Here is a 23,146-nt window from a genome sequence, read left to right as displayed (position 1 = left end):
TTCCGGACGGATCATGCTCAACAAAACGCGGATCTGAACCGCAAATCACAACGACTGCCGCGGCCGCATCAGGCCGCGGCCTGGGTGCCGTGGCCGGTTGCCGCATCAGGCCATGACGGGGGAGATCAATGCTGCTGAAGATTCTGGACCGGCTCGAGGAAATCATCATCGCGAGCCTGATGGGGGCCGCGACGCTCCTGACCTTCGTCACGGTCGTGCATCGCTTCCTGGTCGACGTGCCCGTGCTCTATCCGTATTTGTTCGGCATCAATCTCGCATGGTCGCAGGAACTCTGCATCTACATGTTCATCTGGATGGCGAAGTTCGGCGCTGCCTATGGCGTGCGCACCGGCATCCATGTCGGCGTCGACGTGCTGATCAACCGCCTCAATGACGCCTGGCGCAAGCGCACCATCACCTTCGGTCTGCTCGGCGGCGCGCTGTTCACCGCGATCGTCGGCACCATGGGCGCCAAGTTCGTGTACGAGCTGATGCACACCGACCAGGTCTCGCCCGACATGGAGATCCCGAGCTGGATCGTTTACGCCTGCATCCCGCTCGGCTCCTATCTGATGTGCTTCCGCTTCCTGCAGGTGTGCTGGAATTACTGGTGGACCGACGAGCTGCCGCATCATGACGCCTCTCATGTCGACGGCGTCGAGACCAGCAAGACCGCGCCCGTCGCGCTTGGAGAAGCGTGATGAGCGCCGCCCTTATTTTCGGACTGCTGTTTGCCCTGATGCTGACGGGCATGCCGATCTCGATTTCGCTCGGCTTGACCGTGCTCACCTTCCTGTTCACCATGACCGAGGTGCCGATCGAGAGCGTCGGCCTGAAGCTGTTTTCGGGCCTCGACAATTTCGGCATCATGGCGATCCCGTTCTTCATCCTCGCCGGCACCTTCCTGACCCGCGGCGGCGTCGCGCGGCGCATGATCGCGTTCACGACCTCATTGGTCGGGCATCTGCCCGGCGGCCTCGGGCTTGCCGGCGTCGCGGCTTGCGCGATGTTCGCGGCGATCTCGGGCTCGAGCGTCGCCACGGTGGTTGCGATCGGCTCGATCATGATGCCGGCAATGGTCGATCACGGCTATCCGAAGCGCTTCGGCGTCGGCGTGATTTCGACCTCGGGCGCGCTCGGCATCCTGGTGCCGCCCTCGATCATCCTGGTGCTCTATGGCGTGTCCACCAACACCTCGATCGGCGCGCTGTTCATGGCCGGCATCGTGCCCGGCGTGCTGCTCGCACTGATGCTGGCCGCGGTGACGTTCTTCGTCGCGCAGCGCAACGGCTATCCGAAGATGCCGCGCGCGACCATCGGCCAGCAGTTCACGGCGTTCCGCGAAAGCATCTGGGGCCTGCTGCTGATCGCGATCGTGCTCGGCGGCATCTATGGCGGCATCTTCACGCCGACGGAAGCCGCCGCGGTCGCCGCGACCTACGCCTTCTTCATCACCGTGTTCGTCTACAAGGAGCTCAAGCTCTCCGAGGTGCCGAAGGTGCTGCTGCAGGCGGCGAGCATGAGCTCGATGCTGCTCTACATCATCACCAATGCGGTGCTGTTCTCGTTCCTGATGACGCATGAGCAGATCCCGCAGGAGATGGCGGCCTGGATCATCGACAAGAACTTCTCGGTGTGGATGTTCCTGCTGGTCGTCAACGTCATCCTGCTGCTCGCCGGCAACGTGATGGATCCGTCGTCGATCCTCCTGATCATGGCGCCGATCCTGTTTCCGTTGGCGACCAAGCTCGGCGTGCACCCGGTGCATCTCGGCATCCTGATGATCGTCAACACCGAGGTCGGGCTGTGCCATCCGCCTGTTGGCCTCAACCTCTACATCGCGAGCAGCATCGCCAAGATGGGCATCAGCGAGATCACGATCTCGGTGCTGCCTTGGCTGTGTGCGATGCTGGTGTTCCTCGGCCTGATCACCTACGTGCCGGAGATCTCGCTGTGGCTGCCGCGGCTATTGGGAATGATCTGAATCAATGCGCAACACTTGCGCTTCGGATATTTCTGGCGGGCAATGAAGCGAATTACATCTTGGTAAGGGATGCTTCTCTGTCCAATCCGTAAGTTGAAGGCGAGGGCGAGCGGCATCATCTTCAAGCAACCTTCAAAGGAGGTTTCGATGAAGAAAGTTCTGCTCGCCGGCGTCGCGGCGCTCACGATTGCCGGTTCGACCGTGGTCTATGCCCAGCATCGCCCGTGGTTTCACGGCCATATGCGGATGAGCCCCGAGGATCGGGCCGCCTTCCTCGACGCGCGGATCGCCGCGGTCCACGCCGGACTGAAGCTCACCGCGGATCAGGAGAAACTGTGGCCGCCGGTGGAGGCCGCGGTGCGCGACTTCGCCAAGATGCGGATGGATCGCGCCAATGCGCGGATGGCTGCGGATAAGACCGACGCGGACAAGGCCCAGAAGCCGGATGACCCGGTCACGCGCCTGCGCGAGCGTGCCGACAACATGGCTGCGACCGCGACCTCGCTGAAGAAGATCGCCGATGCCGCCGACCCGCTCTACAAGACGCTTGACGACGGCCAGAAGCGGCGGCTTTCCATGCTCACCCATATGGAAGGGCGTGGGTTCGGTGCGGAGGGCTGGCGTCGCCACCGCCCCGAGCGCGGCATGGACCGCTGGGAACACGGAGGCCGCGGCATGGACCACGACCATTTCGACCGCGACGACGGTCCGGATCAGGAGCGCTCCGGCCGGCTTTGACGGCCTGCCGCCGACGCTTACGCCAAGCCCATGAAAGGCCGCCGGAATCCGGCGGCCTTTCGGCTTTGTAAAAGTCGGGAAAACTTGCGCCAGCTTGCTGGACATCGCGGAATCGCTTTGCTAAACGACGGCCTCTCTTGCGAGGGTCATTTCCGGACAAGTTCCGGGCGCATAGCTCAGTTGGTAGAGCAGCTGACTCTTAATCAGCGGGTCCCAGGTTCGAGCCCTGGTGCGCCCACCAAGCTTTTCAATGACTTAGATGTCTTGATCAGTTTGCGATCTCTCGCCGTTTACACCCCCGTTTACAGTTTTGTTCTTGCTTCGAGCTTGAGCACGGCTGCTTCGGCCAGCTCGATGTCGCGGCCGAGGTAATGGGCATCGAGGATCGCCTCGACGTCCTTCAGACTATGCCCAGTAAAGGTCGCGATCTGCGGCACGGTCGCTCCGGCGACAGCCAGCCTGACCACGGCGGTTCCCCTGAGATCGTGGAACGTCAGGTCTTCGATCCCGGCGCGCTCGCAGGCCTTCGACCAGGAGGTCCGGAAGCCATCCGATGTCCAGGGGCGGCGATAGGAATTGGTCAGAATGAGAGGGCCTCGCCGGGGGGTCTTGTCCAGCACCGCCTTGAGCGGAGCTCCTGCGGGCATCACGACCCGGCGGCCGGTCTTCGACTGGCGGAGCCTTATGTGAGAGCCGTCATAGGCCGACCAGGGTAGCCGCAAGAGGTCGCCCTGCCGCTGGCCGGTCCAGAGAGCCAACATGAGGGCCAGTTTGATCTCATCGCTGGCGGTTTTAAGGATGCCCGCGATCTGCTGCTCGCCCCAGATGCAATCCTTCCGATCGGCCGCATAGAGACGGCCACCGCGCTCGCAGGGGTTGTTGGCAATGATGCCACGATCCTTCGCAAACGACATGATCCGCGCCAAAGTGGTCCAGGCGTAATCGGCCTTGCGAGGCGTTTCAGCGAATTTATCCCTCCAGCTCTTGAAGTCGCCACGGACGCGACGATCGGCGAGCGCGGCCAACGGCAGATCGCCGAACTCGTTCTCAATAAGTTTGAGGTAGGCCAGATACGAGCGGCGCGAAGATGCGGCGAGGCCCGTGAATTCCGGTGCGGCCTTGTATTGGGCAATGATCGTCATGAAGGTGCCGGCGCGCGGGCGCCGCAGATTTGCGTGCGCCTCATTATATGCGAGCAAGAACTCCGGAGTGTTTGGCCTTTCCGTAATCGCCGGGCCGCCGCGCCAGGCATAATAGTGCGTTCGCATCTCACCATTCGCGAGCCGTCGCGTGATTCTATGTATGCCTTTCAGATTGACGCGCACGCTTCGCTCTCCACTCATCCAGGGCAGATCTCGCAACGTCGGAAGTATCAGTGACGGGCAGGCTGCTGAGTGAGTCTAACGCGAGGTCAATTGCTTTCAAGTCCCATCGCGACGTGCCGGAAAGAGCAGAGGGCAATCTTCCAATTTTCACCCACTTCGAGAAGGTGCTAACGGACAGACCACAGTATGAGGCAGCTTGGTCACGCGACACCAGGCGCTGGCCAATAGTCCGAACAAACTCCATCGACACTATCCAGTCACAACAGCACCACGCCAAGGCGATTGGGAAGATCGCATTTTCGTCGGCTGACGCAACTGCAAGTAACGACATCGAGATCAAGCTGCCGCCCTGCGGGGATCCAATCGCGCAAGAGCAATCAAATCCGATCAGGCGGCTCACATTGTCTTGAGATGCGACGAAATCGTTAGGGCGAGAGGTGGTGATTTTGGATCATCTCATTCTCTCCGCCGCCGTCCTATTGAGTCTGATTTGGGTGCGCGCGCGGCTATCGCCGCAGTGGGCCCTCGTCAACCGAGCCGCACGGCGTCTCGGCCATGCGGCGTCGATCCCTCGCGCAAGGAAGAGAGTATAATGTGTCGCTCGCCGGAGGCACTCGCTCGCGGGCCCGGCCGGCATTGCATGCCGGCGTCGCTATCGCTGTCCCGCGCTCGGGTGCCTTGTTAACCGGTCTTCCGACCGCAGTCGCCTCGGTGCCCGCGGTCATTGCATGCCCGCGTCGCTATCACTGCCCTCTCGTCGGCTGCTCTTTGATTTCTCACTCTTGGCTTGATCTCACTTCCTTTGCGCTGCCCAGCATTCTCACGCTTGAGAGCATCACCACTGCGATCACCTAACCACCGCGACGGCGCGCTTCGCGTCTTCTTCCTTGAAGACATTGTAGGGGCGCTGCCCCTCGCGCGCGCCAGGGTAAAGCGCCGGCTGGCGCCGGCGCCGAGCCGAGCGGTCTCCCCGGTCTTCCACGCTGCTTTCACGTTGTCGACTTTCGATGATGTGGCACACGCTTGTGCAGACCCGCTTCTCACGAAGCGGCCCTTAGGGCGGGTGATCCCCCTCCGCTCGGGTCGCCCTGGCACTTGCTACCCCCGATCTCGCCGATGGGCAGGGGTGCAGGCGCGTGGTGCGCCTTGCACCCATGGAAGCAAAAGGAAGTTTGATCATGTCGGCCAAGTCAGTTGAAAGGCACGTAGAAATCATTCCCGCGGGCGGGACCGAGGTTCTCATTCCGCTCAACAAGCTCAAGAAGTCACCGAATAATGCTCGCAAGACGCCGCACAGCGAGGCGGCGATTGAAGCCTATGCGGCGAGTATCGCTGCCAAGGGCATCCTGCAGAATCTGGTGGTCGAGCCTGAGTTCGATGGAGAGGGGGCCGCTACCGGGTTCTATCTCGTGACCATCGGCGAGGGCAGGCGGTTGGCCCAGCTTCTGCGGGTCAAGCGGAAGGAGATCAAGAAGACCGAGCCGATTCGGTGCGTCGTCGATACCAAAAACGATGCGCACGAGATCAGCCTGGACGAGAACGTCACTCGGGAAAGCATGCATCCGGCGGACCAGTTCGAGGCCTTCAGGAGACTCGCGGACGAGCGCGGCTACGGTGCGGAGGAGATCGCGGCCCGCTTCGGCGTTTCGCCGCAGGTAGTGCGGCAACGGCTTCGGTTGGGCGCGGTTTCCCCGCGTTTGATCCAGTTGTATCGCGATGGCGATCTGGCGCTGGAGCAGGTGATGGCCTTTGCCATCACCGACGATCAGAAGCGGCAGGAAAGCGTCTATGAGCGTCTGTCCTACGACCGCGATGCCAGCACAATCCGTCGTGTCCTCACCGAAACCCATGTTCCCGCAACCGATCGGCGGCCACGTTTTGTCGGGCTCGAGGCTTATACGGAGGCGGGCGGGACGATCTTGCGCGACCTCTTCACCGAGGACCGCGGCGGCTATCTGGAAGACGTGGCGTTGCTCGATCTCTTGGTGACGGCAAGGCTTGGTCGGGAGGCGGATAGCTTGCGGGCGGTTGAGGGATGGAAGTGGACCGAGCCGCATCTCGACTTCCCGCATGCCCACGGCATGCGCCGTGTCTATCCGCATACGGTCGACCTTTCGGCGGAGGATCAGACTGCGCTTCAAGCGGCCCAAACCGAGTTCGATCGCCTCGCCGAACAGCACCAAACGGCCGAGGAACTGCCTGACGAGGTGGACGCGCGGTTCGGTGAACTGGAGACCGAAATCGAGCGGCTGAAAGCAAAACGGGAGGCCTACGACCCTGACGAGATCGCGCGCGGCGGCGCGTTCGTGATCCTCAATCATGACGGCACGGTGCGGATCGAACGCGGTTTCATTCGACCCGAAGACGATAAACCCCGCCTTGAAACCGAGCAGGACGGCGACGGTCAGGCATCGGAAGAGGAACGCGGAGCAGACGATCAAGCCCCACGCGATGGTGAAGAAGAGGAGGGCGCCGGTGACGAAGAGGACGAAGATCAGCGGCTGTCTGACACGCTCGTCCGTGACCTCACGGCGCATCGGACCTTGGGGCTGCGGCTCAATCTGGGTGAGCAGCCGGAGGTCGCCATCGTGGCGGTGACCCATGCGCTGGCGGGTCAGATTTTCTATTTCGGGGCCAATGCGCATGTGGTCGGCGTCCAACCGGTGAAGACGGATTTGGCTGTCCATGCGGCCGGAATCGAGGACACGGCTGCTGGTAAGGCGTGGTCGGATCGGCATACCAATTGGGCTCGGCAGATGCCCAAAGACTCGAGCGGGCTGTGGGAGTTCGTGGCTGAACTCGACCACGACAGCCGCATGGCCTTGTTCGCGCATTGCAAGGCGTTGACCGTCAACGCGGTCAGATTGCCGTTTGACCGCAGGCCGCGCGCCCTCGCGGCGGCCCGGCATTTGGCCGAGACCGTGGTCCTCGACATGACCGGATATTGGCGGCCGACGGTCGGCAGTTATCTCGGCCGCGTCACCAAAGCGGACATCCTTGAAGCGGTCCGTGAAGGCGTGAGCGAGGAGGCCGCCGAGCGTTTATCGGGACTGAAGAAGGCCGAGATGGCGGCCGCCGCCGAGCAACTTCTGGCAGCAACCGGCTGGCTGCCGTCCTTGCTGCGGACGGCAAGAGCAGAGGATCGGGCCCATGCGCCGAACGAGGCGCATGGCAATGATTCCTGCTTGGAAGCTGCGGAGTAGGAGGTGAGCCGGGGTCGCAAGGACGGCCCCGGCAAGCTCCAAAATTTGCGGCCGCGCACCTGATGGTGCGCGGCCGGTTCAGTTGACGCGAAGCGGCGATTGCCGACGCTGGCCCCTTCTCGAATGGGGGCCATGATCCGTCCTATCCACGCCTTTTGCCGCGGCCGGAGTGGCTGCCTCGTGCCTTCCTTTGCCCGGGCTAGGCGGTCAGGCCGGGGGCTGAGATCGTGTCCGGACCTCGTGAGCCGAGACGCAATTGCGGCGGATACTCTTGGCGCCGCCGTCGTTCTACCAAGCGAAAGTGCGGTTGAGTTCGCGCTCGTTTCCTAGTGCGTCGTTCCTGTCATTGATGCGCTGACGTCGGACTTTCTTGATCGATCCGGCCGTTTTCCCGGTGCAGCGGTGGGCGCCGGCAGCCATGGGAATCTCCGTCAGTTCGGGCATGAACTCGCGTCCAACGCACCCTCGAATGGGCTGATCAGGCCCGGGGGACGGCAAGAGCCTCGATCGCCTTCCCGCAACAGCTCACGCCTTCTTTTTTCCCCTGCCGACCTGGCGGCGGCATTCCTCGCGCAACACAAAAAAGCAGGCTTTCGCCGTCCTCCGCTGGCGCTGCGGGCCCAAGGGCTGCGGGCCGATCGCTCCCCGGGCCGAGGACAGCCATCGAGGTTGCGATGGACGCAGCCCGAGCAACAGACGGAGATTACCATGGCGACCATCGGCACTTTCACCGCTTCGGACAACGGCTACAACGGCTCGATCAAGACGCTGACGCTCAACATCAAGGCCAAGTTCGCGGCCTCCGAGAAGGACAACGACAAGGCTCCCGACTACCGCATCTTCGCAGGCTCCACCGAGTTCGGCGCCGCCTGGAAGAAGACCGTCCGCGACAGCGACCGCGAATATCTCTCGGTCAAACTCGACGATCCGAGCTTCCCGGCTCCGATCTACGCCTCGCTGGTCAAGGTCGAAGGTGAGGACGGTTTCAGCCTGATCTGGTCGCGCCGCAGCGGCGAATGATCGCATCGGATCATCGGCCCCGCCTCCTCGGAGGCGGGGCCTTTTTTGCGTTGCTTGCGCCGCTCGGAAGAGAGGAAAGAGGGCACTTTTGCGTTCAGAAGAGGGGTTTCGCTGCCTGCAAAATGCAATCGACCGAACGGATTTCGGGGCAGCTTTTTGGGCTCGGCGATGAGGAATTCGCGCCAGTTCGAGCTTCGATTCTCGATCTTCGGAGGCGATATTTCGTCAGCGCTCTGCGTGGCGGCACCGTGTCTGCGCTTGCTCTCAGGGCTCGAATTGCCCTTCGCTTTTCGAGCGAAAGGGCTCAATTTGGTGCGGCTCCGATCGAGCACTCGAGATTGATTTAGCAATTTGAGCAAAGCCAGGCGCACGAAGAAGATGGTAGGGGGTCTCGGCAAGATAAAAGCACTGTCGCCGAAGATCGGCTAAGTAATTGCCTGCACATCCAAGAGTTGGAGATACTACTGGCCGCGGTGTCGCCAATCAGCACCTAACGCGATGCGATTGTTCGCCGATTGCGTCTGCGTCGCGGCGGCCGTTCCATTACCTCATGTCGCCGTGGATTTCCAAAACGGCACCTCTAAGTGTCCGTCCTGCAGCCGGCTCGAAGCAACGATAAGGGACGGGGCGACCGGCAAGTACTATCTCTTTTTTGGATTTTGCTTGGATGCGCGGCTGATCTGAACACTCGAGGTTCGCCCCCTGAGTTTCGATCAAAGATGCCCTCAGGTTCCAGCAGGAAGTCGCTGCCGGGTCGCTTCCTCGGATCGACCGCGTGGCCGTAGGCGCGCAGGGGCGGCTATCACCTGCATCGCAAGGATCAGGATGCCTCTATACGTTAAGCGTGCTTCGAGTGGGTTATCCCTTGACGCCACCCGCGATGGTCCACGACAAATCCGAGGCCGCATTGGGTGGAAGGCGCCTTCTCGTGTCGTCAACTGCCCACCTAAATCGATCGATCAATCGTACGTTCTACGAGGCGCCAGCGGTCGTAGGGTTCGAAACCGAAATGGCGATTAGCGCAGCTCGGACCTGGTCAATCGCTACCTCTAGGGACATCAAGAGCCCACGCAAATCATTTGGCGTGACCTCCTCCAATTTAAGATTTTCGGAGCAAACGGCCTCTGAAACCAACTGCTCGATTGAGGCGGTGGATCGAGGCGTTGGCAGCGGTGATCCCACTGAATCCAACAAATGGGATACGAACTGGCCCGAGAGGTTGAATCTTGTGACCATTTCGAGGTGGGAAGCGATCTCTCGCTCCAGGAGGTGAATTGGAACATCAACACTCGCAATGACGTCGTGCTGCCCTGCGCGGTAGCCTACACGCACGAACTGTTCCCTCACGGAATGAGGGGCGAGGGAAACGGGGACGACAAATGCTTCGATCGGCGAGTTTGGTGAGCTGGTCATCGCGAACACCATAGTTCGTCTTCAGAATACCTAGTATACTAGGTGGAGATCAAGTGGCGATTGGTGCCGTCATGCCGCATGAAACTGCGGCGGCTGGTGGCCAGAAATCTTCGAGACCTAAGGCAGAAGGGCCGTCTTTCCCAAGAGGAATTGGCTGACCGCGCTGGTTTGAACCGCAACTACATCGGGATGATTGAACGCGAAGAGAATTCTCCGACGGTTGATGCTATCGAACAGATTTCAGTGGCCTTGGGAGTCGATCCGGCTGTGTTTTTCCGGGAGCGGTGAGTACGGATCTGACTGTCGGATAGTAATTCTCATCGATTTCGTTCCAGGGAGGCCGAGTGGTTTTGCTTTGCGCCTTCCAAGTTACGCCGTTTGGCCGGCAAACGCCGACGTGAGTAGGATGCATGCTGGCGCAGTCATCGCATGAGCCTGAACAGTTCGAGCACGTCAGCCAGTCGTAACCTGGCACCCTTGGGCATGGGTTGAAGCAAGATATGCCGGGTATCAGCCGCGATCCCGTCGCGCTTTAGCGGATCCTGCTCGGCATGGAACGCCAGCATCTTGGCGGCAAATTTCCGGCCCGCCTCCGGGGGCTTTCGGGCGATGGACATACCCAGAAGATAGGCATTAGGGACCGGCTTGACGTGTTCCGCATAGACCAATGGCGCATTGTCCTGCGTACACCGATTTGAGGAAACTCTCGGTGCGCGGCGGCGACGCTACAACGCTTGCGTAACTTACAGCACCAGCGCCGGGTAGGGGCGCTGGTGTTTTTATGCGAACGGGTCGTTCCCGGGCTGCGTCATCCTCACGAACGTCCCGCTCTCGTGATACTCGAGCCGGCCCTGATCTTTGGCGTACATCAAGCCTGCCCATTATTCGGCCGGGTCGCCTTGTCCTCATCGATCATCGGCCGGTTGATCTTCTCGCTGTAGTTCCGGCTATCGTGGATGGGCTCGATTGCCCGGGCGTGCTCTATGATCCTGCGGGCGGCTTTCTCGGGGGCGGAGTAGGGGCGATCGCTTATAGATTTCATTCTGGGCTGAGGTGTCGCTTGAGAGCAGCGAGACTGACGGTGGTAATGGCCTCCTCCAAAAGAGCGAGGCGAGTTTCGAAGATCGACATCAGATCCAGATTGTCTTGGCTGTTGGAGACCAGCGGTTTGCGGGTGGCCGCGGTGTAGATAGACCGAAGGCTCTGAAGCGCGGTTAGGTGGCCTTGGGCGATGTAGCCGTCCACCAGAAGGACGAAGGCGGGACTGTACTCAGTCGCCGTGCCACGTCGTTCGTCCTTCATTGTCGCACCTCGGCAGGTCCTTCTGGTAACATTGCATTCTTTCGACGTGCTTATCGTAGATCAAGCGCTTTAGTTGTTTCATCGCGGTGCAGCCATCGCAAACATTGCTTGCGGTCGCTGGTTCGAATTGATCCAGATCAAACCACAGCGGGTCTCCGTGCTCTGTTGATCGTATGAGATCCCCCGGCGCAAATGGAGGGCGCAGTGGAAGCCAAAGAGCACGCATTGACGGTCTCCCGCGCGATACTCTGCAATGTCCGCGGGAAGACCCGCGCCGCCTCAAATTGCTGCCGGGATTTATTCGGCTCGACAACGCGACATCTTGCAAATAGCTCGATGATGGCCGTCGGATTCGTCTTGGGCATTGCTGCCGTTTTGATATCGGCGAACTGTCTCGCAATGGAGTTTTCCCGTATCCCCGGCTGTTCTGGAGATGTCTTGAAGCTCAGCGGAGATATTCGGGATGGGGATTTTGTCCGTTTCCGCAGTTATCTTGGCACAGAGCGGCGTGTCGTTGGCCTGCATCTCGATTCCGAAGGTGGCTCTCTAGACGAAGGCTTCCGGATCGCCATGCTCGCGCGCCAGAAGCAAATCGCTACTTTCGTTTCGGGGGAATGCGACTCGGCGTGCGCCTTCATCTTTTTGGCAAGCAGGAAGCGGTACGTCGCGCCAAATGCCAAGATCGGCGTCCATTCGGTTTCCAACCAGCATGGGAACGAAGACAACGGAACAATTCGGGACACGATCAAGCTCGCGAGGCTATCGGCCAAGCTCCATATTCCTCCGTCGGCGATTGGCAGGATGGTGATGACGCCGGCTGGAAAAATCTACTATTTGAACAAAGAGGAGCTCGCTTCGCTCAAGGTGATCGAGCGAAATCCGTTCGATCGGATTGCTCGCGCGGCGGCCGCGCAATCAAAGGATGACTCGGTGTGCGGCAAAGGGCCTTCGAAGAGCGCATTGGAGGAGGGGCCTGCGATGGGGAAAGCCGCGGGCTCGAAGGGAAGCTGAGTCGAGCGCCGGCCGGGCGGGCCTAACCCAAACGGGTCAGTCAGGTCGTCGCACATGATCCTGACAGCTTGGCACAAGCTGCACCGGCCACCCGGATCGACCGAGGTCTACAATGGGGTACGGCAGCGACAGGTTATGGCGAGCACGTGGCGCGAGGTGAGAGGTGCCTTGCGGTGCTTCTCCACGGGTGCTCATCTTGGTCAGGATCATCTCGATGAACCTGATCGCAGAAGGCGGTAAAGCGATGCTCGCCTTCGACGGTGAGCGCGCCGGTCTTCCAGTCTTCGCCGATCTGGCAAAGCATCGGCGCAATCATGCCGATCGGGATGTCGACCGGTCGGCAGCCTGCCGCGATCACCTCGTCAATGACCGCTTCTGCGATCTTGACGTTGTTGCTGCGCCCGGCGACGAACAGGCGACCGAAGATATCGTGGAGGAATTGCGCATGCGCGAGAGCGCGGCCTTCGAAAGGCAAGTAGTCGTTGGCGTCGCAGGCTGCGCACAAACCATGCGTGATGCTCAAATCGTCGTATTCAGGTGTTTCGCCCGCGAAGCTCTGGCAATATGAGCACCATTTCAGAATGACAAGGATCACTCCCGGAGGCAATTTATGCGCTTCAGATTAGCTGCAAATTCGATTGGACGTCGAGATCGCCGGGTCACAAGTTTAGGCGTCGGGGCCTTTGCTGCGATCGTCCTGCTTTGCTGCGTGCAACGGGCGGTCGCGCTGCCGCTAACACCTTTCCGGTATGAGGCCCAGGCTCAGCGACATTGCGCCGGCGATCCCGTAGTATGGCTCGATTTCCGCCGCGGACGCTACTACCGCAAAGGCCAGAGCCGCTATGCCAGGGGCTTCGATGGCAGCTACGTGTGCAGCAAAGAAGCGCGCGAGAGCGGCTACCGGCGTTCGTTGTTCGGGCTGCGGTGACGTCACCGAGCGGGACGGAGATGGCCTACCAGCCGTAATAGCGCGGTTGGTAATAGCCATAGCCTCCGCCGGGCGAACAATAGCCGTATCTGGAGCCATAGCCGTATCCGGAGCCATAGCCGTAACCATATCCGCCGCCGTAATAGGGATACCCGCCATAATAAGCGGAGCTCGCGATGGCTCCGCCGATGATCGCACCGGCAGCAGCCGCGCCCCAGCCGCGATAGCCCCATCCTCGATATCCGCCCCAGCCGCCGTAGCCTCGCCAGCCGCGGTAGCCCCAGCCGCCGCGCCAGCCGCCGCCCCAACGAACTTGAACGGTGGCATTGTCGACCGCGCCCTTCATCGCAGCGACGTTGGTCGGTAGCGGGGCCGCCTGGCCCGCACCAATACCGATCGTGTTCGCGAGCAGGGTCAAGGCCAGCAAGGTTTTGATGTTCATCATGACGTCCTCCACATCGGGGTGACTCAGGCAGTCGTAATCGCATGGCAGCAAAAACGAAAGCCGGGCTCTCGATCATGCGCAGCCGAGCTTCGCAGCCAAGCGAGAGCCGACGCTTGATCTGGATCAAGCCGTGCGTGGCAGAGCGATGGCACGGATCCCTGCGTGCCTGCTGACGCTCAATCGAAAGCACGCCCTTGAAAACCCATCGCCAGCTCGTGGCCGGAGACGAGTTCATCCAGCTCGCAATTCGCCTCGGATTGCTGGCTCTGCTGATCACCTGGTCGTTCGCCCTGGTTCGGCCGTTTAAGCCGATCCTGGCCTGGAGCGTGGTGCTGGCGGTCGCGCTCTATCCCGTCTTCAATTGGCTTGCGGGCCTGCTCGGCGGCCGCGTCGGCATGGCGACCCTCGTCTTGACCTTGATCTCGCTGGGCGTCGTCATCGGGCCGCCGACCTGGCTCGGGATTGGAGCCGTCGAGGGGGGGTGGGAGCTCGCTGGTCAATTGAGCGCCGGCAACGTGGTCGGCCGTCGCCGCCACCGGAGGTGAAGAATTGGCTGCTGATCGGCGGTCTGCTCTATGATGTCTGGGATCGGGCGTCGACCAATCTGCGCGCCGCTTTGCACCGAGCCTCACTTCATTCGGATCATACGGCGCTGACGACGCACGTGGCGCGAGCGTTTCCGACGCCAAAGACGCTTATCGATCGAGATCGAAACGACAGTGTCTATCGCGCACTCGTCGATGAGACTGAACTTGATCGTTTCGTGAATGACAAGCTCGCTTATCTCGAAATTGAACGCGCGAAGACTTTGGCCGAGCTACACGAGAACGTCGATGTTCTACTTTCGAATGCGTTTTCTGATAGACAGGACAGCATTGCGCGCTATGCCGATTGGTATTTTGGATGGGGACAGTCCTACTATCTGCTTAAAGAGGCGAGCGTCGGTGCCTTGAAAGGCCTTGGCCCTAATATCGTCCAAGGGTTCGCCGAAGGAGCCGAAACGAGGTCGCAGCATATCTTATCCGTAATTATCAGGACCGCGTCCTCAAGCCTGACTTGCGCGAACCGGTCATCGAAGCTGGCGTTGCTCAGATGTTTGCCAAGGCCCACCAGCACTACTACTAGCAGACGCTGACGTCGCTGGACGACCGACTGCAAACTTTTCTGAGCCAGTACACGCGGCATCTTGAAGTCGTCGACCCGCTTCAAAAGCCTGATCTCTCGATCGACTGGGACGCTCAGAAGTGGAAGGTGTCGCGCTACTCAGCAGAAAACGAAGCGTTCCAGGCGGTCATTCGAGGAACCGGCGGCACTGTTACCTCTGGTTGATCACTCGAACGGTCGGACCCGCCGTCGAGCGCGCTCTAGCTCAGAGTTTCATGAAGATTTCTGACCGAGCCGTTGCGAGTATGCAGCCCGAAATCTACGGCGCCGTCGCCGGATCATTTGCCGAACCCGGAGTTGGGACAGCCATCGGCTGGGCGGTCGGAGCCGGCGGTGGCGTTCTATTCGATTATGCGATCAATCGCGCGCGCGAACATCTCGGTCGGGCAGAGTTTGAGCAAGTCAACAGAGGCGAGTTGGAGGCGACAATCGGACTTCAACGTGATCTGTCTCAAGCTGTTGATGTGTGGTTCGATGATACGAGAGCAATTATCGCCGAGCAGGAAGTTGCGCAAAAATAATGCCATTGGCGATTGCGCGTGCGAAATGGTTTCATATTCAACTGAGCTGACCCAGCCACGCCTGCATCGCTGGCGGTCGTTTGTACTAGTTGACCGGAACCTGATCTTCCTTGGCAGCGTGCGACGTGGGGTAGCCGAGAGCAGGGGGTGGACTGATAAGGTTTTGAGCGAAAAGATTCCGGCAGGTAGTATCGCTTGGCTAGAAAATCGCCGAGATGAGGGTTTGGAGATATGCCGCGCCAGTACAATGTCGATCTTTATTTGTGGTGCCCCGTGAGTCGTTTGGCGCGAGCGCTCGTTGGGCCTGGGACTTCAAGTCCCGCTCAGCGTTCAGTCACGATAGGCCAACGATCGATTCCGCGACGGCCGCGGCCGACAACTCAAGCACTCACGCGATTTCTTCCGGCGTTCTTGGCTCGATAGAGGGCGAGGTCCGCCCGAGCAAGGACCTCGTCCGGAGCTTCGTTCCGCCGAACCTCGCTGACGCCGGCGGACATGTTCACTTTCAGTCTGTCGCCGATCGCATCCCAATTCATCTCGCCGATGATCTGTCTTATCCGATCGACGGCGTGAATAGCATCGTCCCTCGGCGCGCCAGGCAGAACGAGCAAAAACTCTTCGCCGCCGTAGCGGCCGAGTTTGTCAACCATCCGGATATTGGCGGCTACCGAAATGGCAAAGCTCCTAAGCACCTCGTCGCCGACGGGATGTCCGTACCTGTCGTTGATCCTTTTGAAGAAGTCGAGGTCGATGATCGCGACCGAGCAGGGCGTTCCACCTCGCTGCGCGCGCAGGATCTCCTCACTCAGCGCGCGCATGACATACCGGCGGTTCAGAACACCGGTAAGCTCGTCGATCTGCGCCAACTCCTCGATGCGGGCGTGCGCTTCCTTCAATTGGTTGCCGCGCCTGTATAACATCTCTCGGAGCGAGCTGCCGTAGAGGCCAGTGAAGGCGCAGCGGCCGAGCGCCGTCAAGAAGCACAGGAGCGCCAGCTGCCGCTCCGCGGGGGGCGCCATCGGCATCGCGATCGGGCGGTCAGTGCAGACGAAAAGAGTGGTCAGACCGACCGCCGCGAACGTCCAGACAGCTCCCGTTTGCTTCGCGGTCATGCGGAGAGCACCGAAACTGAGGATAATGAAGAGGATGCTGACGAAGTAGAATCCGATTTCCGGTGCCAGGTAGATCGCCATCAGTTGGATGCTGATGCTGCCGAAGCTCTGGGGGACCGTCAAATAATGATCCCTGAAGCGATCGGTTAAATGCAGCTCCGAGGCCGCCAACATCAATGCTGTCCAGCCGATACCAGCCGACACATAGGCTGCGCCGACCCAGCCTTCGGTCGTGCCAGCCAGGTGATAGAGGCCGAGGATCGCCGAATCCAAAACGAAGCTGATGGCCTGTGCGAGATAAATCGGCCGACGCTGGCGCGCCCGCTTGACCGCGTCTTTGGCGGCTTCAGCTGGAACTAAAACTTCGGTGAGCGCCTGTGCCATTGCAACGTTTTCCTGGTCCCTAGCAAGACCTAGACCGGTTAAAAAATCGCTGTGGATGCCAACGGCTGCTCAGAGATTTCGGACGAGGGGTCGGAAAGCGTTCTGAAGCGAGTTCCGAATGGCTACGGTCCCATGGTCGCCTAGACCGCCACAGCGATCGCAAGGGCCGATAATATGGCGGCCGCGAAGCCCCGGCGCATCAGGATATGCTCCTGGTCAGACGACAGGGTCAGCACCGGCATGAGTCGGGTGGCTCGACCAGCTCAAACTAGCCGGCGTACGGATAGTCCTAGCATAGGCTGGGGCGACCCCACGCGATCGGACCCAGCGTTAACTTGGCCTCCAGCCTCGCGGCTCAGTGGCAAAGACCGGGAACCTTGGCTCTGAGCGGCACCGCGGCTTGGCTTCGGTCCATCTGAACCGCAATCGGACAAGCGCGGTTGATCATGCCGCGAGCAGACGCTTGTAGCGCCGGTAAGCGTCAATGGCATTGTTCGCAAGCATCAGCGGCCGATGCTCACCGGCCCGCGCCATGTCGTCGACACTTCTGAGAAGGAAGCGGCTCGCGTCGGCCGCGTCTGTGATTTCGCCGGAGCGCTCGAGGAAGTCCCAGGCGATCTGGATCGACTTCTCCACGAGGACTGGCAACGGCTCGCTCATAAAAGCAAAACAGGCATCACGCTCGATGGTTCCTTTTTGCATCCATACCGGGCGTGGCGGGCTATCCGGACGGCCTCGACGTTGGCCGTCGCAAGGGCCTCGACTTGATCTACGCTGGCAAGGCCGGCCATGGCTTCGACAAGGGATCGACCGCGGAGGTTCGCCGTCGGCTGGAGCCGCTCGTCCGGAAAACGCAGCCGTACGCCAAGCACATCGCTCACAAGGGCGTCTGGGTCGAGCCGAAGCTGCTGGCCGAGATCGAGTACCGCGCCAAGTCCGCGGAGGGCAAAGTGCGGCACCCGTTCTTCAAGGGCCTGCGGGAAGATCTGCAGGGGTGAAGCGCGGCCTCAGGCCGCGCGCGCGATCTGGGCCACGAAGTCGCGATAGGTGTGCAACGGGCGACCGAGTATCTTGGTCAGCCGCTCGACGTCGCCGGCTTCCGGGATCATGCCGTCGGTGACGTAGCGCTCGGCCATCAGGCGCATCTCATAGGCCGTCCACTTCGGCATGAACGTCGCCATGTTCTTCTCGAACCCACTGGGATCGTCGCCGCCGTAGGCGATCGGGCGGCCTAAGATGTCCGACCAGATCTTCGCCACCTGTGGACCGGTCAGGGTGTCGGGGCCGACCAGGTTGATGGTATCGACGGGAAGCTTTTCGGGAGCCCGCTCGCGACGGATCAGCTCGATCGCTGCTACCTCGGCGATGTCGCGTCCGTCGACCATGGCGAGGCCCTTGCTGCCGATCGGCATCGGATAGACGCCATGACCGAGGATCACGTCCTTGATCATGAGCTCGTTGTCGATGAAGTAGCTCGGACGCAGGATCGTAGCGCTGAAGCCCATACTCGCGAGCATACGCTCGGCGCCCGACTTCACGGCGAAGTGCGGCACGTTGACGGCCCCATCGGCGTCGAACACAGACTGGTAGACGACGCGCTCGACGCCGGACTCGCGGGCAATGTTGAGCGTGATGATCGCTTGTGCGAATTCATCACCGGTGACGGCGTTGAGCAGGAACAGGGTTGTCACACCCGCGAACGCGGCGCGCAGCGCGTCGATGTCTAGCAGATCGCCCTTGGCTACTTCGACGCCGGCCGGGACGCTGGCTTTCGAGGGGGCGCGGGTCAACACGCGCACCTGGGTGCCGCGCTTCACGAGTTGATCGACGACATGGCGGCCGACACGGCCGGTAGCTCCGGTAACGAGGATGGTCATTGGATCGCTCCGTTTGGTTTGGGTTGGTTGACACCCCGGAAACTAGCGATCCACATTTGGACCGAAAGACGCTATATTTGGACAAGATGTCTCATTGGTGGAACAGATGGATTTGCTTGCCCTCGCGGATTTCAACTTGGTTGCTCGGCACGGAGGATTCGGAAAGGCCGCCCGGGCGTCCGGACGCCCCAAAGCCACCCTTTCCCGCCGCGTTTCGGAACTGGAGAGCGCGCTCGATCTGCGACTTTTAGAGCGCGGGGCGCGCACGCTAAAGCTTACCGAGGAAGGACGCGCGCTTTATGAGCGGACCGGCTACCTACTCGCAGAGATCGATGAGGCTGCAGCAAAGATCGCGTCCGGTGGCGACAAGCCGCGCGGCCGGCTTCGTATCAGTGCCCCGCTGCTCTTCTCGCAGACCGCAATGGGAAAGCTCGCCGCTGCCTTCGCGCTGAAGTTTCCGGAGGTCCGGGTCGAAGTCACAACGGAGGACCGCTCGGTCGACATGATCGAGGAAGGTTACGACCTGGTGATCAGGGTCAATCCGGATCCGGACGAAACGCTTGTCGGGCGAATCCTGATGCGCGACCGGCTAGTCGTGGTGGCAGGTCCCGCCATGCGTCGGCCCAAGGGCGATGTCGTTGTCCCGACCGTGGTGCGCGGCGCCAGTGACCTGAGCCTAGAGTGGGACGTGACGTCCCGCGGCCGGAATTCCCCCATCAAAACCGATCCCGTGTTGCGCCTGTCCTCCCTCATCATGGTGCGGGACGCGGTCCGCGCAGGGGTCGGTGCAGCGCGGCTGCCTGTGTCGCTCGTCAGTCGCGATCTCGCCGCCGGCAACCTGGTCCGCTGGGGAGACGTGGACGGCCCCCAGATCGCCCTATGGGCGCTTTATCCTTCGCGTCGATTGTTGAGCGCCCGCGTATCCGCTTTTCTCGACTTCTTGAAGGAGGCCTTTCCGTCGGGCACGCCGGAGGAGCTCGCGGCATTTATGGACTAGCCCTCTACGGCTGATGATAATCACCAGTCCGATCAGCACGAGGCATGCATGCTCGACGTAAGCCCGCCCTATGGCCTTTACCATCAGCCGCGGGCCAAGCCTTGGATGCGAGAGTACCGACGAACTTGTATCTGCGAGGGAATGTCTGCAGGCAGGCGGCCTCGCGGACGCTGATCGCGCGATCCTGCTCGGATGTCCGAATCGGCGGTTTGAATAGCTTATGCATCTCGTCGTGAGACCGGAGACAGGCCTATCCCAAGCCAGACGACCGTAGACGTCGGTGTGTCCGTCGAATTTGCGTTGGCAATTGAGGTGCAGCGATTTGGGCCAGCCCCCGCGACCATCACCCTCAGGCGTCGCTCCTATGCGTCTCAGAGCAGGGCAGGTCGGACTGTCCGGTCAGAATGGTGCCAGCTGCCGAGATCGAGCGTATCCGAAGCCAGTGGCCTGTCTCCCATGCCAGTAGGCTCATTGCTCAACGCGGCGGAGGCCGCGGCGTGCAAGAGGAATACGCGTGCTCGAACAAGAAATGTTCAACCGCCGCGGAGGGATAGGCTGATGCGCGTGACGATACTGTCCCACTCGCGCTCTTCGCTGGCGGGATAATTGATCAAAACGCAATGAATCGTTCGGTCCGAAAAGTTGCATCTGTCATAGAAGACTTTGGCGCCCTTGTAGCTTGACACCACGAAAAAGCGGGATGTCACGCGCTTGTACTGAATGCGAGAGGGTGGATGCTTCTTTGCAAGAAAAACTACTGGCGAGTCTTGGGATGCGTTAGGCGCAGCCTGGATGGTGAAGTCGGCTCGGCCGTCAGCTGTCCTGAAACGCTGTCCTTGACCCTCGGGCTTGCCGGCTTCTTCGGTAAATATCGAAGCAGGAAAGTCGACGGAAGTGCCGGTCGCGGGGATGGCAAACGTCGTCCACTTCACCGGTTGCGCCGGCACGGCGGACGGGCAAAGTGTAAATGCCATCGAAGCCGCCATCGCCCACTTAGTCGCCGTAACCGATCTTCTCATCCGGATCGCCCCTTCCGCCCGCGGGTGCCTGCGTATGGCAATAGACGACGGCGGCCCGCCGAGCGGGCCGCCGACTAGTTCACCGAACGCCGGTGCCGTAGACTTGTCGCTCTCGGCGGACCTCGTCCGCACCAAACGGTTGAGCGGACGGATCGTAGCCCTTCCATCCTGTCTTCTGCCAAGCTGTGCGACGTTCACCTAGATTGACGGCCGACTGGTCGAGGATCGCTTCGTACCGCGCACGATCGGCGTCGCTAACACGGGCTGAAACCATTGAGCCGCCTCGTCTTACGCCTTCCGCGTAGAGAGGAGCTTCTTCCTTGGAAACTCCTGCTTGCGTCAACGCACCGACGACGCCTCCTGTAGCACCGCCGGCGACCGCACCCAGCGCAGTCGACGCAAGCCATCCGGCCGCAACCACTGGGCCCAAGCCAGGGATAGCCAGTAGGCCAAGGCCCGCAAGCAGACCAGCTGCGCTGCCGAGGCCCGCGCCCACGCCCGCTCCCGTGGCAGCACCTTCGGCGCGATCGTCCACCTCGTCGCGGTCGCGATCGACCTTCCCGTCGGTGCTGTACCAATTCTCCGAGTTGTTGGCGACGATGCTCAGATCGGAATGCGGCACGCCTGCCGCCTCCAGGCTCGTTACCGCTCGCTGCGCGTCGGAATAGTTGTCATAAAGACGAGAAATCGTAACGGTCATATCGAATATCCCTCTGTGTTCGTTAGTCCCGCGTGATTACTTCGCCGCGTTCACGTTGCCCTGAAAATCCAAGCTGACGTCCGTCGAAGCGCCGCCTTTGCTGGCCTTTGCGCGCCACACGCCGTTGTCGTCCTTCTTCAATCCGGTGACGTCGGAATAGCCCGCCTGCTCGATTCTCGATTTGGCCTGACTCTCGGTGAAGCTGTTGGCGCCCGACACCGGCTTGTCCGAATTGTTCTGGCCGGAGCTGTTGACCGCGCCGTTGTTTGGGCGGTCGGTCGCAGGCGGATTTTGCGCGAACGACGGACCCGTCAAAAGAGATGCAGCGGTCAATAGCAATAGGAAAGTCCTGTTCATTTCGTCCTCCAGTTGGACGGGCACAACATGCCGACCCCGACAACGTTCCTATTTCCCCCGTTTCGGATATTTGGAATGCGGAACGTTCGCTAGTGTGCGATCGCCGCGCCATGGCGGGCTCCGTGGCAAAGCTCGCGTTACGCCGTGAAGGATCTATTCGCGAGCGAGACGCAGCGCGTTCTTGAGCCGTTCCCGCTCTCTCTCCCATCGCGCGTCTTCGGCCTCGATCCGCTTCTCGATGGCCTGCCGCTCGCTTTCGAGCTTCCCGGATCTGTCGTTGTGCTCGCGCTGCGCATCGTGCAGCGCGCCCTGCGCTTTGGCGACCAGCTTCTCTCGCCTGGCCCGTTCCTTCTCGCGCGCCGCCTCTTCCTTTCGACGCTCCGCGTCCCGGCGCTTCTACTCGCGTCCCGTAGGCCGCGGCGGCCTTGCGCGACGCCTCAACAGTAATTTTGGAGGCGCCCCGCCGCTTCGGCTCCAGTCGACGGCTCTTCTTCGGCTTGGCCCCTTCGTCGTCCAGGTCCGGCAGGTCGGCGTGCTCGGCGAACGGTCCGTCCGATCCCGCCGGCCGCTTCAACACCACGCCCGGCTTTGCCATGGTCGCGGCGACTACATCCGTCCGTGGCGTGTCTCTAATGGAAGAGGTTGCTGCCGGCGCCCCACGCTTGCAGGGCGGCCTTCATCGAGGGCGCCGCGATGGCCAGATCGTAGAATCCAAGCTAGGTCTGGTAGGTCTTCAGCTTGCGGGGTACCGGATCACCTGCGTGACCGCAAAGCCCTAGCATAACACGTAGCGGCGGGGGCGACCGCTTCCCAATTCGTTTGACCGCCGGCTCGTTGAAAGTTTCCGTCCTCTTGCGCTACTCGTCAGCGGCAGGGAAGCGGCTTAAGCGACATCCACCCCAAGAAGCCGCAGGGCCGTCTCGATCTTCGCGAGCAGCGCCTGGATCTCGGTTCTTTCGTGGTGGCGGGGCTCTGCCTGGAGCCGCTCCAAAAGTTGTCGCTTCTGTTCAGTCAGTTTCGCGATCGCGGAAATAATATGGTTTCCCCTGAATCGGAAGGGCCGCGCGGGCGGCCCTTCCTTCTCAAACGAGCTCTCTCGGTGCGGTTAGTCGATCTCTTCGATGACGCGGCGCTCGCGCGGCTCGACGATGTAGGTGTGGCTGTCGCGGTTAATGTACCGGTACTCCCGCAGCGTCGGGGCGTCGCGATAGACTTCCTCCGGAAAAGTCTCGACTTCGACGCCCTCGGGCACCCGCTCGCCGGTCCGGATTTCGGTGCGGACCGTGCTGCCGGTGGTCACGTGCTTCTCGCGCTCGACGGGCCGTGCCTTCGCGTGCTTCCGGATCACCTCGCGGTCGCGATCGCTGAAGGTGGTCTTGCGCTCCTCGCTGCGGACGGGCGCGGAGGCTGTGGACCTGCCGGAATACGGCAGCGTGGCGACGATCTTGTAGCTGGACGGCTCCACGATGACGATCTCATCCTTAACGACGACGAAGTCGTAGCCGCGGTATTGCGGGACGATCTCGACGACGTCGGCCGGCAGCTGCTGCAGGCGAACGTCGCGGGGAACGACAGTGCCGACGGACACCGAGAAGTTCACGCTGGTGAGCGGCCTCACGTCGAGACGCGCGATCGACTGGCTGACG

The 23,146-nt window shown here is 61.2% G+C and carries 26 protein-coding genes, 1 tRNA gene and 1 pseudogene; 16 read left to right on the top strand and 12 right to left on the bottom strand.

The genetic code is table 11. The features are described 5' to 3' along the window. The first annotated feature begins 128 nt into the window (after positions 1-128). The 4 genes from CK489_RS36805 to CK489_RS36790 all read left to right on the top strand — a co-directional run bounded on the left by CK489_RS36805 (position 129) and on the right by CK489_RS36790 (position 2,963). On the top strand, positions 129-701 hold the full coding sequence (locus CK489_RS36805; RefSeq protein ID WP_050631609.1) for a TRAP transporter small permease: 573 nt from the start codon (positions 129-131) through the stop codon (positions 699-701). Next, complete coding sequence (locus tag CK489_RS36800; RefSeq protein ID WP_095735788.1) at positions 701-1,984, top strand: TRAP transporter large permease; 1,284 nt, start codon at positions 701-703, stop codon at positions 1,982-1,984. The genes CK489_RS36805 and CK489_RS36800 overlap by 1 nt, the downstream gene beginning before the upstream one ends. A 147-nt stretch (positions 1,985-2,131) precedes the next feature. Then, complete coding sequence (locus CK489_RS36795; RefSeq protein ID WP_050631627.1) at positions 2,132-2,722, top strand: Spy/CpxP family protein refolding chaperone; 591 nt, start codon at positions 2,132-2,134, stop codon at positions 2,720-2,722. Positions 2,723-2,887: 165 nt separating this feature from the next. Continuing rightward, positions 2,888-2,963: transfer RNA gene (locus CK489_RS36790), tRNA-Lys, on the top strand. Positions 2,964-3,024: 61 nt separating this feature from the next. On the opposite strand, the gene CK489_RS36785 is transcribed toward CK489_RS36790, so the two are convergent. Further along, positions 3,025-4,047: a tyrosine-type recombinase/integrase gene (locus CK489_RS36785; RefSeq protein ID WP_245350682.1), complete on the bottom strand. Its 1,023-nt coding sequence runs from the start codon at positions 4,045-4,047 to the stop codon at positions 3,025-3,027. 1,178 nt (positions 4,048-5,225) lie between these two features. On the opposite strand from CK489_RS36785, the gene CK489_RS36775 reads away from it, so the two are divergent. Further along, positions 5,226-7,250, top strand: coding sequence for a ParB/RepB/Spo0J family partition protein (locus CK489_RS36775; RefSeq protein ID WP_095735787.1), 2,025 nt, complete (start codon positions 5,226-5,228; stop codon positions 7,248-7,250). 288 nt (positions 7,251-7,538) lie between these two features. Here the strand turns inward: CK489_RS36775 and CK489_RS41590 are convergent, their stop codons facing one another. Continuing rightward, on the bottom strand, positions 7,539-7,694 hold the full coding sequence (locus tag CK489_RS41590) for a hypothetical protein (protein WP_158226554.1): 156 nt from the start codon (positions 7,692-7,694) through the stop codon (positions 7,539-7,541). A 264-nt stretch (positions 7,695-7,958) separates the two neighbouring features. Between CK489_RS41590 and CK489_RS36770 the strand changes: the two genes are divergently transcribed. Together CK489_RS36770 and CK489_RS36760 are read left to right on the top strand one after the other, a co-directional pair. After that, positions 7,959-8,270 (top strand): DUF736 domain-containing protein, encoded by a 312-nt coding sequence (locus tag CK489_RS36770; protein ID WP_095735786.1) that lies wholly within the window; start codon positions 7,959-7,961, stop codon positions 8,268-8,270. A 1,491-nt stretch (positions 8,271-9,761) separates the two neighbouring features. Then, complete coding sequence (locus tag CK489_RS36760) at positions 9,762-9,971, top strand: helix-turn-helix domain-containing protein (protein WP_095735784.1); 210 nt, start codon at positions 9,762-9,764, stop codon at positions 9,969-9,971. A gap of 134 nt (positions 9,972-10,105) precedes the next feature. On the opposite strand, the gene CK489_RS36755 is transcribed toward CK489_RS36760, so the two are convergent. Then, complete coding sequence (locus CK489_RS36755; protein ID WP_095735783.1) at positions 10,106-10,351, bottom strand: hypothetical protein; 246 nt, start codon at positions 10,349-10,351, stop codon at positions 10,106-10,108. A 370-nt stretch (positions 10,352-10,721) separates the two neighbouring features. Then, positions 10,722-10,985: a hypothetical protein gene (locus CK489_RS36750; protein ID WP_095735782.1), complete on the bottom strand. Its 264-nt coding sequence runs from the start codon at positions 10,983-10,985 to the stop codon at positions 10,722-10,724. Positions 10,986-11,189: 204 nt separating this feature from the next. Between CK489_RS36750 and CK489_RS36745 the strand changes: the two genes are divergently transcribed. From CK489_RS36745 to CK489_RS36735, 3 genes are all read left to right on the top strand, one after another. Further along, positions 11,190-11,996, top strand: coding sequence for a COG3904 family protein (locus CK489_RS36745; protein WP_158226553.1), 807 nt, complete (start codon positions 11,190-11,192; stop codon positions 11,994-11,996). Positions 11,997-12,210: 214 nt separating this feature from the next. Further along, positions 12,211-12,564, top strand: a complete 354-nt coding sequence (locus tag CK489_RS42465) for a hypothetical protein (RefSeq protein ID WP_245350680.1) — start codon at positions 12,211-12,213, stop codon at positions 12,562-12,564. 42 nt (positions 12,565-12,606) lie between these two features. Next, positions 12,607-12,924, top strand: a complete 318-nt coding sequence (locus CK489_RS36735; RefSeq protein WP_095735779.1) for a hypothetical protein — start codon at positions 12,607-12,609, stop codon at positions 12,922-12,924. 25 nt (positions 12,925-12,949) lie between these two features. Here the strand turns inward: CK489_RS36735 and CK489_RS36730 are convergent, their stop codons facing one another. After that, positions 12,950-13,369: a hypothetical protein gene (locus tag CK489_RS36730; protein ID WP_095735878.1), complete on the bottom strand. Its 420-nt coding sequence runs from the start codon at positions 13,367-13,369 to the stop codon at positions 12,950-12,952. Between the two features lie 194 nt (positions 13,370-13,563). Here CK489_RS36730 and CK489_RS36725 point away from each other — a divergent pair, with 194 nt between their 5' ends. The 3 genes from CK489_RS36725 (at position 13,564) to CK489_RS36720 (ending at position 15,054) form a co-directional block, all read left to right on the top strand. Beyond that, entirely contained in the window at positions 13,564-13,914 is a 351-nt protein-coding gene (locus tag CK489_RS36725) for an AI-2E family transporter (protein WP_198961120.1), read from the top strand. After that, a complete protein-coding gene (locus CK489_RS41990) occupies positions 13,911-14,504 on the top strand; it encodes a hypothetical protein (RefSeq protein WP_198961119.1) in 594 nt (197 codons plus the stop codon). The genes CK489_RS36725 and CK489_RS41990 overlap by 4 nt, the downstream gene beginning before the upstream one ends. 244 nt (positions 14,505-14,748) lie before the next feature. Further along, complete coding sequence (locus tag CK489_RS36720; RefSeq protein ID WP_143278309.1) at positions 14,749-15,054, top strand: hypothetical protein; 306 nt, start codon at positions 14,749-14,751, stop codon at positions 15,052-15,054. 380 nt (positions 15,055-15,434) lie between these two features. On the opposite strand, the gene CK489_RS36715 is transcribed toward CK489_RS36720, so the two are convergent. Both CK489_RS36715 and CK489_RS36710 read right to left on the bottom strand, forming a co-directional pair. Beyond that, the gene (locus CK489_RS36715; RefSeq protein ID WP_095735777.1) at positions 15,435-16,550 is read right to left on the bottom strand and encodes a GGDEF domain-containing protein; all 1,116 of its coding nucleotides are present in this window, start codon (positions 16,548-16,550) and stop codon (positions 15,435-15,437) included. Positions 16,551-16,994: 444 nt separating this feature from the next. Further along, positions 16,995-17,252 carry a hypothetical protein gene (locus CK489_RS36710; protein WP_245350678.1) on the bottom strand — a complete coding sequence of 86 codons (258 nt, stop codon included), beginning with the start codon at positions 17,250-17,252 and terminating at the stop codon, positions 16,995-16,997. A gap of 26 nt (positions 17,253-17,278) precedes the next feature. Here CK489_RS36710 and CK489_RS36705 point away from each other — a divergent pair. Then, a pseudogene (locus CK489_RS36705) lies at positions 17,279-17,548 on the top strand (ATP dependent DNA ligase); the annotation flags it as partial. A gap of 9 nt (positions 17,549-17,557) precedes the next feature. Here CK489_RS36705 and CK489_RS36700 read toward each other — a convergent pair. Beyond that, positions 17,558-18,427 (bottom strand): SDR family oxidoreductase, encoded by an 870-nt coding sequence (locus CK489_RS36700; protein ID WP_095735776.1) that lies wholly within the window; start codon positions 18,425-18,427, stop codon positions 17,558-17,560. Positions 18,428-18,533: 106 nt separating this feature from the next. Between CK489_RS36700 and CK489_RS36695 the strand changes: the two genes are divergently transcribed. Then, a complete protein-coding gene (locus tag CK489_RS36695) occupies positions 18,534-19,424 on the top strand; it encodes a LysR family transcriptional regulator (RefSeq protein ID WP_095735775.1) in 891 nt (296 codons plus the stop codon). Positions 19,425-19,957: 533 nt separating this feature from the next. Here the strand turns inward: CK489_RS36695 and CK489_RS36685 are convergent. The 3 genes from CK489_RS36685 to CK489_RS36675 all read right to left on the bottom strand — a co-directional run bounded on the left by CK489_RS36685 (position 19,958) and on the right by CK489_RS36675 (position 21,500). Beyond that, positions 19,958-20,398: a hypothetical protein gene (locus CK489_RS36685; protein WP_245350676.1), complete on the bottom strand. Its 441-nt coding sequence runs from the start codon at positions 20,396-20,398 to the stop codon at positions 19,958-19,960. Between the two features lie 124 nt (positions 20,399-20,522). After that, positions 20,523-21,143 carry a general stress protein gene (locus CK489_RS36680; protein WP_095735773.1) on the bottom strand — a complete coding sequence of 207 codons (621 nt, stop codon included), beginning with the start codon at positions 21,141-21,143 and terminating at the stop codon, positions 20,523-20,525. 36 nt (positions 21,144-21,179) lie between these two features. Beyond that, positions 21,180-21,500: a PepSY domain-containing protein gene (locus CK489_RS36675; protein WP_095735772.1), complete on the bottom strand. Its 321-nt coding sequence runs from the start codon at positions 21,498-21,500 to the stop codon at positions 21,180-21,182. 144 nt (positions 21,501-21,644) lie between these two features. Here CK489_RS36675 and CK489_RS42810 point away from each other — a divergent pair, with 144 nt between their 5' ends. Then, complete coding sequence (locus CK489_RS42810; RefSeq protein WP_158226552.1) at positions 21,645-21,947, top strand: hypothetical protein; 303 nt, start codon at positions 21,645-21,647, stop codon at positions 21,945-21,947. A 658-nt stretch (positions 21,948-22,605) separates the two neighbouring features. On the opposite strand, the gene CK489_RS36665 is transcribed toward CK489_RS42810, so the two are convergent. Then, on the bottom strand, positions 22,606-23,146 hold a 541-nt coding region (locus tag CK489_RS36665), incomplete at its 5' end, for a DUF1236 domain-containing protein (protein ID WP_143278308.1).

It is taken from the genome of Bradyrhizobium sp. UFLA03-84, from assembly GCF_002289535.1.
Lineage (GTDB): Bacteria > Pseudomonadota > Alphaproteobacteria > Rhizobiales > Xanthobacteraceae > Bradyrhizobium > Bradyrhizobium viridifuturi.
The sequence above is the reverse complement of the archived record's forward strand: the minus strand, read 5'-3'. Positions and strand labels throughout refer to the sequence as shown.